14 protein-coding genes are annotated in these 17,000 nt (G+C 61.6%); 13 read left to right on the top strand and 1 reads right to left on the bottom strand.

Features of this window, described 5'->3' with window-relative positions; genetic code table 11:
• Positions 1 to 72 precede the first annotated feature (72 nt).
• Positions 73 to 684 (top strand): trimeric intracellular cation channel family protein, encoded by a 612-nt coding sequence (locus CKW11_RS14865; protein WP_047290974.1) that lies wholly within the window; start codon positions 73 to 75, stop codon positions 682 to 684.
• Positions 685 to 775: 91 nt separating this feature from the next.
• On the opposite strand, the gene queG is transcribed toward CKW11_RS14865, so the two are convergent.
• Positions 776 to 1,840 carry a tRNA epoxyqueuosine(34) reductase QueG gene (gene queG, locus CKW11_RS14870; RefSeq protein WP_095138115.1) on the bottom strand — a complete coding sequence of 355 codons (1,065 nt, stop codon included), beginning with the start codon at positions 1,838 to 1,840 and terminating at the stop codon, positions 776 to 778.
• Positions 1,841 to 1,903: 63 nt separating this feature from the next.
• On the opposite strand from queG, the gene CKW11_RS14875 reads away from it, so the two are divergent.
• The 12 genes from CKW11_RS14875 (at position 1,904) to CKW11_RS14930 (ending at position 16,896) form a co-directional block, all read left to right on the top strand.
• A complete protein-coding gene (locus CKW11_RS14875) occupies positions 1,904 to 3,403 on the top strand; it encodes an NAD(P)H-hydrate dehydratase (protein ID WP_095138116.1) in 1,500 nt (499 codons plus the stop codon).
• Positions 3,391 to 3,861: a tRNA (adenosine(37)-N6)-threonylcarbamoyltransferase complex ATPase subunit type 1 TsaE gene (tsaE, locus tag CKW11_RS14880; protein WP_007967425.1), complete on the top strand. Its 471-nt coding sequence runs from the start codon at positions 3,391 to 3,393 to the stop codon at positions 3,859 to 3,861. The genes CKW11_RS14875 and tsaE overlap by 13 nt, the downstream gene beginning before the upstream one ends.
• Before the next feature lie 51 nt (positions 3,862 to 3,912).
• Positions 3,913 to 5,292: an N-acetylmuramoyl-L-alanine amidase gene (locus CKW11_RS14885; RefSeq protein ID WP_371917878.1), complete on the top strand. Its 1,380-nt coding sequence runs from the start codon at positions 3,913 to 3,915 to the stop codon at positions 5,290 to 5,292.
• A 5-nt stretch (positions 5,293 to 5,297) separates the two neighbouring features.
• Positions 5,298 to 7,196 carry a DNA mismatch repair endonuclease MutL gene (mutL, locus tag CKW11_RS14890; RefSeq protein ID WP_171061819.1) on the top strand — a complete coding sequence of 633 codons (1,899 nt, stop codon included), beginning with the start codon at positions 5,298 to 5,300 and terminating at the stop codon, positions 7,194 to 7,196.
• On the top strand, positions 7,196 to 8,167 hold the full coding sequence (gene miaA / locus CKW11_RS14895; RefSeq protein ID WP_095138118.1) for a tRNA (adenosine(37)-N6)-dimethylallyltransferase MiaA: 972 nt from the start codon (positions 7,196 to 7,198) through the stop codon (positions 8,165 to 8,167). Before mutL ends, miaA begins: the two co-directional genes overlap by 1 nt.
• Before the next feature lie 94 nt (positions 8,168 to 8,261).
• Positions 8,262 to 8,522 (top strand): RNA chaperone Hfq, encoded by a 261-nt coding sequence (gene hfq, locus CKW11_RS14900; protein WP_003221112.1) that lies wholly within the window; start codon positions 8,262 to 8,264, stop codon positions 8,520 to 8,522.
• Between the two features lie 12 nt (positions 8,523 to 8,534).
• Positions 8,535 to 9,836 carry a ribosome rescue GTPase HflX gene (hflX, locus tag CKW11_RS14905; protein WP_003221114.1) on the top strand — a complete coding sequence of 434 codons (1,302 nt, stop codon included), beginning with the start codon at positions 8,535 to 8,537 and terminating at the stop codon, positions 9,834 to 9,836.
• 96 nt (positions 9,837 to 9,932) lie between these two features.
• Positions 9,933 to 11,108: an FtsH protease activity modulator HflK gene (gene hflK / locus CKW11_RS14910; RefSeq protein WP_095138119.1), complete on the top strand. Its 1,176-nt coding sequence runs from the start codon at positions 9,933 to 9,935 to the stop codon at positions 11,106 to 11,108.
• A complete protein-coding gene (gene hflC / locus CKW11_RS14915) occupies positions 11,108 to 11,977 on the top strand; it encodes a protease modulator HflC (protein WP_047600702.1) in 870 nt (289 codons plus the stop codon). The genes hflK and hflC overlap by 1 nt, the downstream gene beginning before the upstream one ends.
• Positions 11,978 to 12,290: 313 nt before the next feature.
• Positions 12,291 to 13,478 (top strand): ATP phosphoribosyltransferase regulatory subunit, encoded by a 1,188-nt coding sequence (locus CKW11_RS14920; RefSeq protein ID WP_095138120.1) that lies wholly within the window; start codon positions 12,291 to 12,293, stop codon positions 13,476 to 13,478.
• A gap of 54 nt (positions 13,479 to 13,532) precedes the next feature.
• Positions 13,533 to 14,822, top strand: coding sequence for an adenylosuccinate synthase (locus CKW11_RS14925; RefSeq protein ID WP_047600700.1), 1,290 nt, complete (start codon positions 13,533 to 13,535; stop codon positions 14,820 to 14,822).
• A 139-nt stretch (positions 14,823 to 14,961) separates the two neighbouring features.
• A complete protein-coding gene (locus tag CKW11_RS14930; protein WP_095138121.1) occupies positions 14,962 to 16,896 on the top strand; it encodes a methyl-accepting chemotaxis protein in 1,935 nt (644 codons plus the stop codon).
• Positions 16,897 to 17,000 lie beyond the last annotated feature (104 nt).

The raw sequence follows: 17,000 nt of genomic DNA on the forward strand, positions 1-17,000 counted from the left end.
CCCGGAGTGCGCCCCCTTCTGGTGCGGCGCTGAAATGGCTAGACTGCGCGCCTTCCTGCCAGGACCGCCGCCATGTTGCTGATGCTCTATCTGATCGCCATTACCGCTGAAGCCATGACCGGCGCGCTGTCTGCCGGGCGGCGCGGCATGGACTGGTTCGGGGTGGTGTTGATTGCCTGCGTCACGGCATTGGGCGGCGGTTCGGTGCGCGATGTGCTGCTCGGGCACTATCCGCTGACGTGGGTAAAACACCCGGAATATCTGGTGCTGACCTCCGCCGCCGCGATGCTCACCGTGTTCACCGCCCGCTGGATGCGTCACCTGCGGTCACTGTTTCTGGTGCTCGATGCGGTCGGTCTGGTGGCGTTCACCCTGATCGGCTGCATGACCGCTCTGGAAATGGGCCACGGCATGCTGGTGGCGTCGGTCAGCGGCGTGATCACCGGCGTCTTCGGCGGCATCCTGCGCGACATCTTCTGCAACGACATCCCGCTGATCTTCCGTCGCGAACTGTACGCCAGCGTCTCGTTCGCCGCCGCGTGGTGCTACATGCTGTGCCTGTACCTGAATGTTCCGAGCGAACAGGCGATCCTGATTACCTTGTTCGGCGGTTTTCTGTTGCGGTTGCTGGCGATCCGTTTTCACTGGGAAATGCCCAAGTTCGTCTACAACGACGAGCATTAATGCATTCCCCTGTAGGAGCAGCCGCAGGCTGCGATCCTTTGATCTTGTCTTTTAAAAATCAAAGTCAAAAGATCGCAGCCTGCGGCAGCTCCTACAATTGATCGTGCTGTTTCAGCGCCCACTCGACGTGTTCGCGGACTAGATCGGACGGGTAATCGCGGCGCGCCTTCAAGGCTTCCAGCACCGGAATGCTCGACGGCGCGTTGCCCAGCCCGACTGCCAGATTGCGCAACCAGCGCTCGTAACCGGCGCGGCGCAACGGCGAGCCTTCGGTGCTGCTGAGAAATTTGTCCTCGTCCCACAGAAACAGCTCGGCCAGTTCAGCGTTGTCCAGGTTGTGCCGTGGCTTGAAATCGCTTTCCCCGGATGGCCGGGCGAAGCGGTTCCACGGGCAGACGATCTGGCAGTCGTCGCAGCCGAACACGCGGTTGCCGATCAGCGGGCGCAGGTCTTCGGGGATGGCGTTTTTCAGTTCGATGGTCAGGTAGGAAATGCAGCGCCGGGCGTCCAGCACATAGGGGCCGACGAAAGCATTGGTCGGGCAGATATCCAGACACGCGGTGCAACGTCCGCAATGTTCGCTGCTGTGCGGTTCGTCCACCGGCAGCGGCAGATCGACGAACAGTTCACTCAAGAAGAAATAGCTGCCGGCCTTGCGGTTCAGCACCAGGGTATTTTTACCGATCCAGCCCAGCCCGGCCTGCTCGGCGATGGCTTTTTCCAGCACCGGGGCGCTGTCGACGAAGGCACGGAAACCGAACGGGCCGATCTCCGACTGAATCCTGTCGGCCAATTGCTGCACACGTTTACGGATCAATTTGTGGTAATCGCGGCCCAAGGCATAACGCGAGACGTAAGCCTTCTCCGGTTGCGCGAGCATTTGCGCCATTTGCGTGTCGCCGGGCAGGTAGTCCATGCGCAGCGAAACCACACGCAGCGTACCCGGAACCAATTGCTCCGGATGCGAGCGTTTGCTGCCGTGAGCGCCCATGTAATCCATTTCGCCGTGGTAACCGGCGGCGAGCCAGCGCTCCAGGTGCTGTTCATGCTCGGCCAGGTCCAGACCGCTGATGCCGACTTGCTGGAAGCCCAGCTCGCGGCCCCAATCCTTGATCGATTGGGCGAGGGCGGGCAGATCTGTGGTGATGGCGGACATGAGGCGAGAGAAACCGGAGCTGAGGTGCGTATAATTCTGCCAGACATCGGAGTCCGAAGACGCATGCCGCACACGAAAGATGAATTACCCGACGCGCTGTATGGCGCCGCACAGGTGCGAGCACTCGATGCGCGGCTGATCGCTGCGGGTACGCCGGGCTTCGAATTGATGCAGCGCGCCGCGCACGCGACCTGGCGTGCACTAGTACGGCAGTGGCCTGCGGCGAACGAATTGACCGTGCTTGCCGGGCATGGCAACAACGCCGGCGATGGTTTTCTGATCGCCGCGCTGGCGCATCGAGCCGGTTGGGCGGTGCGGGTGCTGGCCGTAGCTGATCCGCAACGTTTGCAGGGCGATGCAGCACAGGCTTATGCACAGGCCATCAACGATGGCGTCGCTGTGCAGGACTGGATCGCGCAAAGCGAGCTGCGCGGGGTGATTGTCGATGCCTTGCTCGGCACCGGGCTGGCCGGCGATGTACGTGAGCCGTATGCCGCTGCGATCAAGGCGATCAATGCCAGTGGCCTGCCGGTGGTGGCGGTGGATATTCCTTCCGGATTGTCTGCCGACACCGGGCATGTCCTCGGCGTTGCGGTTCATGCCGACCTTACCGTGACTTTTATCGGCTTGAAGCTCGGCCTGTTCACCGGGGAAGCGGCGGATCAGGTCGGGGCGCTGGTGTTTAACGATCTGCAAGCCGCCGCCGACATCTACCGTGACATTCCTGTCAGCGCTCTGCGTATCACCACGGCTAATCTTCCACGACTGGCTCCGCGTGCGCCCGCTGCACACAAAGGGCGCTTCGGGCATTTGCTGCTGATCGGTGGCGATCAGGGCTTTGGCGGGGCGATTCTGCTCAGCAGCGAAAGTGCGCTGCGTAGCGGCGCAGGCATGGTGTCGCTGGCAACCCGTGCGGAACATGTTCCGGCAGCGCTGACGCGGATGCCGGAAGTCATGGCGCTCGGCACGTCGTCGGCCAATCAGTTGATGGGGCTGCTGGAAAAGGTCTCGGTGCTGGTGGTAGGCCCGGGACTCGGGCAGGCGAGTTGGGGGCGGGCGCTGTTGTCCGCTGCCGCCAATGCGCCGCTGCCACAGGTATGGGACGCCGATGCCTTGAATCTGCTGGCGAGCGGTTCTGTCAGCCTGCCCAAGGATTGCGTGATCACCCCGCATCCGGGCGAAGCCGCGCGGCTGTTGGGCGTCAGTACCGCTGAGGTGCAGGCCGATCGCCCGGCCGCCGCTCGGGCGTTGAGCAAAAAATACTCGGCCGTCGTCGTGCTCAAAGGCGCCGGCAGCCTGATCGCCCACCCCAATGGGCGTCTGGCGCTGTGTCATCAAGGCCATCCGGCCATGGCCACCGCCGGCCTGGGCGACGTACTCGCCGGCTTGACTGGCGCGTTGTTGGCCCAAGGCATGGATGGCTTCGATGCCGCGTGCCTGGCAGTCTGGCTGCACGCCAATGCCGGCGCGCAACAAGGTAATTTCGGCCGTGGGCTGGCGGCCAGTGATCTGATTCCAGTCATTCGTCAGTTGTTGGAGGAGCATGCACCGTGTCTGAAGTAACCCTGTACCTGGCCGATGAACAGGCCATGAGCGACTTTGGCGCACGGATCGCCCGCGTGACCCAGGGCCATGGCCTGATTTTCCTGGAAGGCAACCTGGGCATGGGCAAAACCACCCTGTCGCGGGGCATCATTCGTGGCCTGGGGCATGTTGGCGCGGTAAAAAGTCCGACCTTCACCCTGGTCGAGCCCTACGAGATCGGCGACGTGCGCGCCTTCCACTTTGACCTGTATCGTCTGGTCGATCCGGAAGAGCTGGAGTTTCTCGGCATCCGCGACTATTTCGAAGACGATGCCCTGTGCCTGATCGAGTGGCCCGATAAAGGTGCAGGCTTTTTGCCAAAGCCTGACCTGACCATTACCATTAGCCCGCAAGACAGCGGGCGTTCGCTGAAAATTTTATCCCAGGGCTCGCGTGGCGAGGCCTGGTGTGCCGCTTTGGCATTGGAATCCAATTAAATGATGGGGTTAGGTATGCGCTTTCGCGCGTTGGTGGCTGCCGTTGGACTGATGTTGATGGCAGTAACCGTCAACGCTGTGGCCGAGACAAAGGTCAACAGCGTGCGCCTGTGGCGGGCGCCGGACAACACGCGACTGGTCTTCGACCTGAGCGGCCCGGTGCAGCACAGCGTCTTCACCCTGACCGCACCGGATCGGCTGGTGATCGACATCAATGGCGCCACCCTGGGGGCGCCGCTAAAGGTCTCGACCGCTAACACGCCGATCACCGCGATGCGCTCGGCCCAGCGTACGCCGACCGACCTGCGGGTGGTCATCGACCTGAAAAAAGCCGTCACTCCGAAAAGTTTCTCGCTGGCGCCGAACGCGCAATACGGTAACCGTCTGGTGGTCGACCTGTTCGACAACCCGGCCGATGCCGCGCCGCCGCCAGCCCCGACGCCATCCGTCGCCACCGTGCCGGCAGTGCCGGTGACACCGTCGGAACCGGCGATCAAACTGCCACCAGCCCCGGCCGGCAAGCGCGACATCATTGTGGTGATCGACGCCGGTCACGGCGGCGAAGACCCGGGTGCGTCCGGCTCGCGCGGCCAGCGTGAGAAAGACGTGGTGCTGCAGATTGCCCGCGAACTGCAGCGTCAGGTCAACGGCATGAAAGGCTTCCGCGCCGAGCTGACACGGACCGGTGACTACTTCATCCCGTTGCGCGGCCGTACCGAAATTGCCCGCAAGAAGGGCGCCGACCTGTTCGTTTCGATCCACGCCGACGCTGCGCCGTCTGCGGCAGCCTTCGGTGCCTCGGTGTTTGCCCTGTCTGATCGCGGCGCGACGTCGGAGACCGCCCGTTGGCTGGCCGACAGCGAAAACCGTTCCGACCTGATCGGTGGTGCCGGCAACGTCAGCCTCGACGACAAGGATCGCATGCTCGCCGGCGTGCTCCTCGACCTGTCGATGACCGCGTCGCTGACTTCCAGCCTCAACGTCGGCCAGAAAGTCCTGACCAACATCGGCCGCGTAACCCCGCTGCACAAGCAGCGTGTGGAGCAGGCCGGGTTCATGGTGCTGAAGTCGCCGGACATCCCGTCAATCCTCGTCGAAACCGGATTTATCTCCAACGCCAACGAAGCGAACAAACTCTCGGCATCGAGCCACCAGCAGGCGTTGGCGCGTTCGATCAGCAGCGGCGTGCGCCAGTTCTTCCAGCAGAACCCTCCGCCGGGCACCTACATTGCCTGGCTGCGTGATTCCGGCAAGATCGCCCAAGGGCCGCGTGACCACCGTGTCGGTCCGGGTGAAACGCTGGCGATGATCGGCGTGCGCTATCAGGTGTCGCCGGCCACGCTGCGTGCTGCCAACAACCTGAAAAGCGATGAGCTGAAAGTCGGTCAGCACTTGACCATTCCAGGCACCGAACTGGCGTCCAAAGAATGAACCAGGTGTTGAACGCTGCCCGCATCGAACTGCTCAGCCCACGGCTGGCGAACCAGATCGCCGCCGGCGAGGTGGTCGAGCGCCCGGCTTCGGTGATCAAGGAGTTGCTGGAAAACAGTCTCGACTCCGGTGCCAAACGCATCGACGTCGATGTCGAGCAGGGCGGCGTCAAGCTGCTGCGGGTGCGTGACGACGGCAGCGGCATTTCCGCCGACGACCTGCCGCTGGCGCTGGCCCGTCACGCCACCAGCAAGATTCGCAATCTCGAAGACCTCGAGCAGGTGATGAGCCTGGGCTTCCGTGGTGAGGCACTGGCGTCGATCAGCTCCGTGGCGCGCCTGACCCTGACCTCGCGCACCCGCGACGCCGATCAGGCCTGGCAGGTCGAAACCGAAGGTCGCGACATGGCGCCTCGGGTGCAGCCGGCGGCGCATCCGGTCGGTACGTCGGTGGAAGTGCGCGACCTGTTCTTCAACACCCCGGCGCGGCGCAAGTTTCTCAAGACTGAAAAAACCGAATTCGATCACCTGCAAGAAGTGATCAAGCGCCTGGCGCTGGCGCGTTTCGATGTGGCCTTCCATCTGCGCCACAACGGCAAGACCATCCTCAGCCTGCACGAGGCCCATGACGATGCGGCCCGCGCCCGGCGTGTGGCGGCGATCTGCGGTTCGGGCTTCCTCGAACAGGCGCTGCCGATCGAGATCGAGCGCAATGGCTTGCACCTGTGGGGCTGGGTCGGGTTACCAACCTTCAACCGTAGCCAGGCGGACTTGCAGTATTTCTTCGTGAACGGCCGTGCGGTACGCGACAAACTGGTGGCCCACGCGGTGCGTCAGGCTTATCGCGATGTGCTGTTCAACGGTCGTCATCCGACTTTTGCGCTGTTTTTCGAGGTCGACCCGGCGGCGGTGGACGTCAACGTGCACCCGACCAAGCACGAAGTGCGCTTCCGTGACGGGCGCATGGTGCATGACTTCCTTTACGGCACGTTGCACCGCGCGTTGGGCGATGTGCGTCCGGAAGATCAGTTGGCCGGCTCTGTCACCACAGCCGTGGTGCGTCCAACGGGTATTGAGGCCGGCGAATTCGGCCCGCAGGGCGAAATGCGCCTGGCGGCCAATGCGCTGCTGGAGCAGCCGCAGGCGCAACCGGCGTTTAATACTTCGTCGGGCGCCAGTGCTGGCGGCGCTTATCAGTATCAGTACACACCGCGTCCGCAGTCGGCTGTGCCGGCCGCCGAGGCTCAAGCCGCTTACCGCGAGTTCTTCGCACCGTTGCCGGAAGCGAATGCCAACGCGCTGCCGGCCGGTCAGGAAGACATTCCGCCGCTCGGTTACGCACTGGCGCAGCTCAAGGGCATTTACATTCTGTCCGAGAACGCTCAGGGGCTGGTGCTGGTGGACATGCATGCCGCGCACGAGCGGATCATGTACGAACGCCTGAAAATCGCCATGGCCAGCGAAGGTCTCAGCGGCCAGCCGCTGTTGGTGCCGGAATCGCTGGCGGTCAGTCAGCGTGAAGCCGATTGCGCTGAAGAACACGCTGCATGGTTCCAGAAACTGGGCTTCGAGCTGCAGCGTCTGGGCCCGGAAACATTGGCAATCCGCCAGATTCCGGCGCTGCTCAAGCAGGCCGAGGCCAATCGGCTGGTGGGTGACGTGTTGTCGGACCTGATGGAATACGGCACCAGCGACCGGATTCAGGCGCACCTGAACGAACTGCTCGGGACCATGGCCTGCCACGGCGCGATCCGTGCCAACCGGCGCCTGGCCCTGCCAGAAATGAACGGCCTGCTGCGCGACATGGAAAACACCGAACGCAGCGGTCAATGCAACCATGGCCGACCGACCTGGACCCAACTGGGCCTGGACGATCTGGACAAACTGTTCCTGCGCGGTCGTTGATGAGCCAGCTTCCTCCAGCGATTTTCCTGATGGGCCCGACCGCTGCGGGCAAGACCGACCTGGCCATCGAGCTGACCAAGGTGCTGCCGTGCGAGCTGATCAGTGTCGATTCGGCGCTGGTCTATCGCGGCATGGACATCGGTACCGCCAAGCCTTCCAAAGAGTTGCTGGCCGAATATCCACACCGTTTGATCGACATTCTCGATCCCGCCGAAGCGTATTCGGCTGCAGATTTTCGTCGCGATGCCCTGCAAGCCATGGCCGAAATCACCGCGCGCGGAAAAATTCCGCTGCTGGTCGGTGGCACCATGCTCTATTACAAGGCGCTGGTTGACGGTCTGGCGGACATGCCGGCGGCCGATCCCGAGGTCCGTGCGCAGATCGAAGAAGAGGCTGCACGCCTTGGCTGGCAAGCCCTGCACGATCAACTGGCGATCATCGATCCGGTGTCGGCAGCACGCATTCATCCGAACGATCCGCAACGCCTGAGTCGGGCGCTGGAGGTTTATCGGGTCAGCGGTCAGAGCATGACCGCCCTGCGTCAGCAACAATCTGCGCAAAGTACTGAAGCAGCCGCTTCGGGACGGCAACAATTGCCCTATACTGTCGCGAACTTGGCCATTGCTCCGGCAAATCGCCAGGTACTGCACGAGCGCATTAAACAAAGATTCACAAATATGCTGGAACAGGGGTTCATCGACGAGGTCGTAGCCCTGCGTAAAAGAAGTGACCTGCATTCCGGGTTGCCGTCTATACGTGCGGTAGGCTACCGCCAAGTCTGGGACTACCTGGATGGCAAGCTGTCGTTAGCTGAAATGCAGGAACGCGGCATCATTGCCACGCGTCAATTGGCCAAGCGCCAGTTCACCTGGCTGCGCAGCTGGGAAGAACTGCACTGGCTGGACAGTCTTGATTGCGACAATCTGCCACGCGCCTTGAAATACCTTGGGACCATCTCCATATTGAGCTGAGTCCTTGCAATTGCCGTCTATCCTTGGGGGTGTGGCGGCCAAAGCCATCTGAATTACCTATTTTTATTATTGAATCCTTAAAGGAGTGCGGCACATGTCAAAAGGGCATTCGCTACAAGACCCTTACCTGAATACTTTACGTAAAGAGAAAGTTGGGGTTTCCATCTACCTGGTCAACGGGATCAAACTGCAAGGCACGATCGAGTCGTTCGACCAGTTCGTTATCCTGCTGAAAAACACCGTCAGCCAGATGGTTTACAAACACGCTATCTCGACAGTCGTGCCAGTACGTCCAATTCGTCTGCCTAGCGCAACCGAATCCGATGCAGGTGACGCTGAGCCAGGTAACGCCTGATAGGAGTCTCCTTTGTTCTTTGAGCGCCACGGTGGTGGTGAGCGAGTCATCCTCGTTCACTTGGAAGGTCAGGACCCTGAGGCGCGCGAAGATCCGCAGGAGTTTCAGGAATTGGCTAATTCGGCGGGCGCCGAGACCGTTGCGTTTTTTAACGTACCGCGTCATCGGCCAACCGCCAAATTCCTGATTGGCAGCGGCAAGGTCGAGGAATTACGCGACCTGGTCCATGCCGAAAAGGCCGATCTGGTGATTTTCAATCACATTCTCACGCCCAGTCAGGAGCGTAACCTCGAACGTGTTTTCGAGTGTCGCGTGATCGACCGTACCGGCCTGATTCTCGATATCTTCGCCCAACGCGCCCGTACCCATGAAGGCAAGCTCCAGGTAGAACTGGCGCAGCTTGATCACATGAGCACCCGGCTGGTTCGCGGCTGGACTCACCTTGAGCGTCAGGGTGGCGGTATCGGCATGCGCGGCCCGGGTGAAACCCAGCTCGAAACCGACCGGCGTCTGCTGCGGGTTCGTCTGCGTCAGATCAAGGGTCGTCTGGAAAAAGTGCGCAGCCAGCGCGAGCAATCGCGTCGCGGCCGCTCTCGTGCGGATATTCCTACCGTGTCTCTGGTGGGCTATACCAACGCCGGCAAATCCACGCTGTTCAATAACGTGACCAAGTCCGAGGTGTACGCGGCCGACCAATTGTTCGCCACGCTGGACCCGACCCTGCGCCGTCTGGAACTGGACGACCTGGGGCCGATCGTTCTGGCTGACACGGTAGGGTTCATTCGGCACTTGCCGCACAAGCTGGTCGAGGCATTTCGGTCTACGCTCGAAGAGTCGAGCAATTCCGACCTGCTGTTGCACGTGATCGATGCGGCCGAGCCGGATCGCATGTTGCAGATCGAGCAGGTGATGGTGGTACTGGGCGAGATCGGAGCCCAGGACTTGCCGATCCTCGAGGTATACAACAAACTCGATTTGCTTGAAGGCGTGGAGCCACAGATCCAGCGCGATGCCGATGGCAAACCGCAGCGGGTCTGGCTGTCAGCGCGTGATGGCACGGGGCTGGAATTGCTTGAGCAAGCCATTGCCGAATTGCTGGGCAGTGATTTGTTCGTGGGCACATTGCGCTTGCCGCAACGATTCGCTCGACTGCGTGCGCAGTTCTTCGAACTCGGTGCGGTACAGAAAGAAGAGCATGACGAAGAAGGCATCTGCCTGCTGGCCGTTCGTTTGCCCCGGGTCGAGTTGAATCGACTGGTAAGCCGCGAAGGATTGCAGCCGATGGAATTCATCGAGCAACACACTTTGCAATAAAAGCCTGGCAAAGCGGTTGTGCCGCAACGGCAGGCATTCTGTAGCATTGGTCGGCGCGCCGTGGGTGCGTCTTTGCTTTATCAGATGGAGAGCGCTATGGCTTGGAATGAGCCGGGTGGCAACTCGAATAATCAGGATCCTTGGGGTGGCAAGCGCCGCAATAACGGCGACCGCAAGGGGCCACCGGATCTCGACGAGGCCTTCCGAAAGCTGCAGGAAAGCCTGAACGGGTTGTTCGGTGGTGGTAAGAAACGCGGTGGTGATGACGGCGGTGGTTCGGGCAGGAGTGGTGGCGGCTTCGGCGGTCTGCTCGGCATCGGCCTTGTCGTGCTGGCGGCTGTCTGGCTGTACAGCGCGGTCTATGTGGTCGACGAGCAGGAGCAAGCCGTGGTGCTGCGCTTCGGCAAGTACTACGAGACGGTCGGTCCCGGCCTGAACATCTATTTCCCGCCGATCGACAAGAAGTACATGGAGAACGTCACGCGTGAGCGTGCCTACACCAAGCAGGGCCAGATGCTGACCGAAGACGAGAACATCGTCGAAGTGCCGCTGACCGTGCAGTACAAGATCAGCAACCTGCAGGACTTCGTGCTGAACGTCGATCAGCCGGAAATCAGCCTGCAGCATGCGACCGACAGCGCCCTGCGCCACGTGGTGGGTTCAACCGCCATGGACCAGGTGCTGACCGAAGGTCGTGAACTGATGGCCAGCGAAATCAAGGAGCGTCTGCAACGTTTCCTCGATACCTATCGTACTGGTATCACCGTCACTCAGGTCAACGTACAGAGCGCAGCGGCACCGCGTGAAGTGCAGGAAGCCTTTGACGACGTGATCCGCGCCCGTGAAGACGAGCAGCGTTCGCGCAACCAGGCGGAAACCTACGCCAACGGCGTAGTGCCGGAAGCTCGTGGTCAGGCCCAGCGTATCCTCGAGGATGCCAACGGTTACCGCGACGAAACGGTCTCGCGCGCCAAGGGTGAGGCTGATCGCTTTACCAAACTGGTCGCCGAGTATCGCAAGGCGCCTGAAGTCACCCGCCAGCGTCTGTATCTGGACACCATGCAGGAAGTCTTCAGTAATACCAGCAAGGTACTCGTAACCGGCAACAAGGACGGCCAGAGCAACCTGCTTTACCTGCCGTTGGACAAAATGATCCAGAACAGTTCGGGCGGCAATGCACCGGTTACCGGTTCGGCCGCCGCCAGCAACAAAACGGACGTCACGCCGCATGTCTCTGACGTGCCGCAGACACGTACAAGGGAGACCCGCTGATGAGCAATAAATCGCTGATCGCCCTGATCGTAGGCGTCGTCGTGGTACTGGTGGGCTGGAACTGCTTCTACATCGTGGCTCAGACCGAGCGTGCGGTGCTGCTGCAATTCGGTCGCGTGGTTCAGGCCGATGTTCAGCCAGGCCTGCATGTGAAAGTGCCTTACGTTAACCAGGTGCGTAAATTCGACGCACGTCTGATGACGCTGGATGCACCGACACAGCGCTTCCTGACCCTGGAAAAGAAAGCCGTGATGGTCGATGCCTACGCCAAGTGGCGGGTGAAAGATGCCGAGCGTTTCTACACCGCGACGTCCGGCCTCAAGCAGATCGCCGACGAGCGTCTGTCCCGTCGTCTGGAGTCCGGTCTGCGTGACCAGTTCGGCAAGCGCACCCTGCACGAAGTCGTGTCGGGTGAGCGTGATGCGCTGATGGCTGACATCACCGCATCGCTGAACAAGATGGCGGAAAAAGAGCTGGGGATCGAAGTGGTCGATGTCCGGGTCAAAACCATCGATCTGCCGAAAGAAGTGAACCGCAGCGTGTTCGAGCGTATGAGCACCGAGCGTGAGCGTGAAGCTCGCGAGCATCGCGCCAAGGGTAACGAGCTGGCTGAAGGCATCCGTGCCGACGCCGATCGTCAACGCCGCGTGCTGCTGGCTGAAGCCTATCGTGAATCCGAAGAGATTCGCGGTGACGGCGATGCCCAGGCCGCTGCGATCTACTCCAAGGCCTACGGTCAGGACCAGGAGTTCTACGGTTTCTACCGTAGCCTGCGTGCCTACCGTGAAAGCTTCGCGAACAAATCCGACGTCATGGTTCTCGACCCAAGCAGCGACTTCTTCCGTTACCTGGAAAAGTCCAAGCCTTGATACGACGTTGACCTGAATCATTCCGCCCGGCGGCTAAAACCTCGGGCGGGGTGATCCTTTGGGAAAACGTGTGTATGATGCGGCAGCCGGGAAATTCCCGGCTTTTTTGCGTCTGCACGTTTGATTGCTGTTTTTTGTTGCAGGCATCGGGTTGAATGGCCCGAGAGATTTTCGAGGAAAGTGATGGGCGAAGCCGGTAAAAGGCCTTTCGCCGCGTCGTTCATGCGCGTGCGTTTTGAACGGATCGGTCATTTTCTGCTTCACTCAAGGCTCGCCCGCAGGCTGGCCGCCCGGATCAAAGGGGAATGGCGTAATGGCAACGGTAGACCGCTGGCTGCTGCCAGATGGCATCGAAGAAGTACTGCCACCGGAAGCGGCGCGCATTGAAGTCGCGCGTCGTCAGGTGTTGGATCTGTTCCAGAGCTGGGGTTACGAGTTTGTCGTGACTCCCCATATCGAGTACCTGGAATCCCTGCTGACCGGTGCGGGCCAGGACCTGGATCTGCGTACCTTCAAGGTCATCGACCCGCAGTCGGGTCGGCAGATGGGGTTCCGGGCCGACATCACGCCGCAAGTGGCGCGCATCGATGCGCACACCCTGCGTCGCGAAGGCCCGAGCCGTCTGTGCTACGCCGGCAGCGTGCTGCATGCCCAGCCGCGCGCACTGTCGTCCTCGCGCAGCCCGATTCAACTGGGTGCCGAGCTGTACGGCGATGCCAGCCCGAGCAGCGACGTTGAAGTCATCAGCCTGATGCTGGCCATGCTGCAACTGGCCGACGTGCCGGATGTGCACATGGACCTTGGCCATGTCGGCATCTACCGTGGTCTGGCGCGCGCCGCCGGTCTGTCCGGTGAAGTCGAGCAGCAGTTGTTCGATGCGTTGCAACGCAAGGCCATCGACGAGGTCATTACCTTGACCGAAGGCCTGCCGGCCGATCTGTCCGGCATGCTGCGGGCGCTGGTCGACCTGTGTGGCGGCCGTGAAGTGCTGACTGCCGCCCGTGAGCGTCTGGCCAGTGCACCGGCGCCGGTTCTGGCGGCGCTGGAAGATTTGCTGGAGATCGCCGATCGTCTGGCGACGCGTTTCCCGGAGCTGCCGCTGTACTTCGATCTGGGCGAGTTGCGCGGCTACCACTACCACACCGGTGTGGTGTTCGCGGTGTTTGTCCCGGGCGTGGGCCAGTCCATCGCTCAGGGCGGTCGCTACGACGACATCGGCGCGGATTTTGGGCGCGCGCGTCCGGCGACTGGTTTTTCCACCGATTTGAAAACCCTGGTGACCCTGGGGCGTGCTGAGATCGAGCTACCGTCTGGCGGTATCTGGATGCCTGACAGTACGGATGCGGCACTCTGGCAGCAGGTTTGCCAGTTGCGCAGTGAGGGTCAGCGTGTCGTTCAGGCATTGCCTGGACAACCTTTGGCCGCCGCCCGTGATGCGGACTGCGACCGGCAATTGATTCAGCAGAACGGGCTTTGGCAAGTATCGCCACTGGCTTCTTGAGTTTTCCTGCCGGCCATCGCCGGCACCAAGTTTGCGCGAATGAGGACAAGTGTTATGGGTAAGAATGTCGTAGTCCTGGGCACCCAATGGGGTGATGAGGGCAAAGGCAAGATCGTTGATCTGCTGACCGAACATGCTGCCGCCGTAGTGCGCTACCAAGGTGGCCACAACGCTGGCCACACCCTGGTGATCGACGGCGAGAAAACCGTCTTGCACCTGATCCCGTCGGGCGTGCTGCGCGAAGGCGTGCAGTGCCTGATCGGCAACGGTGTGGTGGTTGCACCTGACGCCCTGCTGCGTGAGATCACCAAGCTGGAAGAGAAAGGCGTACCGGTGCGCGAGCGCCTGCGTATCAGCCCGTCCTGCCCGCTGATCCTGTCCTTCCACGTGGCGCTGGACCAGGCCCGTGAAAAAGCCCGTGGCGAGCTGAAGATCGGTACTACCGGTCGCGGCATCGGCCCGGCTTACGAAGACAAGGTTGCACGCCGTGGCCTGCGCGTGGGCGACCTGCTGAACATGCCGCGCTTCGAAGACAAGCTGCGTGAACTGGTGGATTACCACAACTTCATGCTGGTCGGTTACTACAAAGAGCCGGCCATCGAGTTCGAAAAGACCCTGGCCGAGTGCAAGGAATACGCCGAGCTGCTCAAGCCGCTGATGCTCGACGTGACTGCCGAGCTGCACGACCTGCGTCGCGCCGGCAAAGACATCATGTTCGAAGGTGCCCAGGGTTCGTTGCTCGACATCGACCACGGTACCTACCCGTACGTGACCAGTTCCAACACCACCGCCGGTGGCGTGGCGACCGGTTCGGGCGTTGGCCCGATGTTCCTCGACTACATCCTGGGCATTACCAAGGCTTACACCACTCGCGTAGGTTCGGGTCCATTCCCGACTGAGCTGTTCGACGAAGTGGGCGCGCACCTGGCCAAGCAAGGTCACGAGTTCGGCGCGACTACCGGCCGTGCCCGTCGTTGCGGCTGGTTCGACGCCGTTATCCTGCGTCGCGCTATCGATGTGAACAGCATCTCGGGCATCTGCCTGACCAAGCTGGACGTACTCGATGGCCTGGAAACCATCAACATCTGCACCGGTTACAAAGACGCGCAAGGCAACGCCGTGGCGCCGACCGACGCTGACAGCTACGTAGGCCTGCAGCCCGTGTACGAAGAAGTGCCGGGGTGGACCGAATCGACCGTGGGCGCCAAGTCCCTGGAAGAACTGCCAGCTAACGCTCGTGCCTACATCAAGCGCGTTGAAGAGTTGATCGGCGCGCCGATCGACATTATTTCGACGGGCCCGGATCGCAACGAAACCATCGTTCTGCGCCATCCGTTCGCTTGATAAGTCGTTGATGTAAAAAACAAAGGCCCCTTAATCGGGGCCTTTGTCGTTTATGCCTGTTGGACGGCATGACCTTTGCTGTAAATCTTCCTACAAGAGTGCCATCAAATTAATGGCGTCAGAAGTAGAGGGATTCACAGTGTCGGCCGTTCTCTCACTGTTACAAAGCCGTTTGTTGCGGCCCGTGTTCGTTACCCTTGGTATCGCCCTTTTGGTGCAAGTGCTGGTGGCAGTCGCCCTGACACGAAGCACGGTCACGGCGCTGGAAGCCGATCTCGGCACTCGTCTGGGCGCTGACAGCCAAAAGCTCTCCGGCGAACTGGAGCAGGCCGGGCGTGAAGTCACCTCAAGCCTCGATAACCTTTCCTCCAGTACCCGGCAGCGTCTGACCGCCGGCCTGTCCGCGCGTCTGAAGGACGAGCAGGCGCAACTGCGTACGACACTTGAAAAAGATCTCAAGGACTCGGCCAATGATATGGCCCAGTTGCTCGCCTCGGTGGCGCCGCGTGCCATGTGGGACAGTGACGTGCCAACCCTTTCCGAATTCGCCCGCCGCGCTCAACGCAATCCCAACGTGTTGTTCGTGGTTTACGACGATGCCACCGGGCAGCATCTGACGCGCTATCTCAATCGAGAAAACCCGATCAACAAGGCCTTGCTGGAAAAAGGCCAGGGCGAACGTGCGCTGGACAAGGTGCTGGACGCGGCGAAAAACGATCCTTCGGTCTACTACCTCGAAGCTTCGATCAACCCCAACGGCGTGGAGATCGGCAAAGTGCTGATGGGCGTTTCGACGGCGTCGGTGGAAACCGATCTGGCCGCGCTCGACCAGCGCTTCTCGGCGCTGATCGCCAGCAGTGATCAACTGGTCGGCGATAGCCTCAAGGGCGCTGCCGCCGACAGCGCGGCAGCGATGCAGGCGCGCCTGCAGTCGGCGCAATCTACCGCCGCCGAGATGAAAGCCAACACCACCAGCACCGTGCAGGACGCCGCCGCGACCTTGCGCTGGCGTATCGGCGTGGGCCTGGCGCTGGTCGGTTGCGGCGTGCTGTTGTTGCTGGCGGTGGTGCTTGGGCATCGGGTGGTCAATCGCTTGAAGATGCTCAACGCGGCGATGGACGATCTGGCGGCAGGCGAGGGCGACCTGACCAAGCGCGTGCAGATCAACAGCAAAGACGAAATCGGCGACATGGCCTCGGCGGTCAATCGCTTTGTGGATAAGTTGCAGCCGATCGTGCGCGAGGCGGGCGACGTGGCCCAGCGTACCGGTGTGGAAATCGGCGCCATGACCCTGCGCAATGCCGGTGCCGACGCAGCGGCCGGGATGCAGCGTGACGAAGTGGCGGAAAGCCTGCGCGCGCTGTCGCAAATGGCTGACGAGGCGCAATCGGAAAGCCATGCCATGCAGGCGGCGTTGAAGCAGGTGGTGGATATTCGCCAGGCCACCGATGAAAACACTCGTACCTCGGCGAAAGTCGGCAGCCTGATCGAGGCGCTGGCCGGGCAGGTCGACACCGGGGCGAAAGTCATCGAGCGGCTGGCGCAGCAGAGTGAGCAGATCGAAGTGGTGCTGACGGTGATTCACGGCATCGCCGAGCAAACTAACCTGCTGGCCTTGAATGCGGCGATCGAAGCGGCGCGGGCCGGTGAGACCGGGCGCGGTTTTGCCGTGGTCGCGGATGAAGTGCGCGCGTTGGCGAGCAAGACGCAAAGCTCGACCGGCGACATTCAGGCGCACATCGTCGCGTTGCAGCAGGGCGCGCGTGAAGCGGTAGAAGCGATCGGTCAGGCGGGGCGTCAGGCCAGCGAAGGTTTGCTGGTGTTGCGCGATAGCGCACGGTTGCAGCAGTCAGTGCAGGCTTCGGTCGAGCAGGTGCACGCGGCGATCGGTCTGGCGACCCAGGCAGCGGCGCATCAGGCGCAGGGCGCGCAGGCAGTGCGCGGACGGGTCGAAACGATTCATGCCCAGGCCGAGAAGGCGGCGCAGGCGGTGGTGGAAACTACGGCGAGTGGCAGGGTGCTGGATGGCTTGGCGGCGCAGTTGAAAGCCAGCCTGGGGCAGTTCAGGGCTTAAAGGTGTCCGGGCGGGCCTCTTCGCGAGCAAGCCCGCTCCCACATTCGATCGCATTCCCAGGTAGGGACTCGGTCAAACTGTGGGAGCGGGCTTGCTCGCGAAGG

Source organism: Pseudomonas sp. Irchel s3a10, from assembly GCF_900187525.1.
GTDB lineage: Bacteria > Pseudomonadota > Gammaproteobacteria > Pseudomonadales > Pseudomonadaceae > Aquipseudomonas > Aquipseudomonas koreensis_G.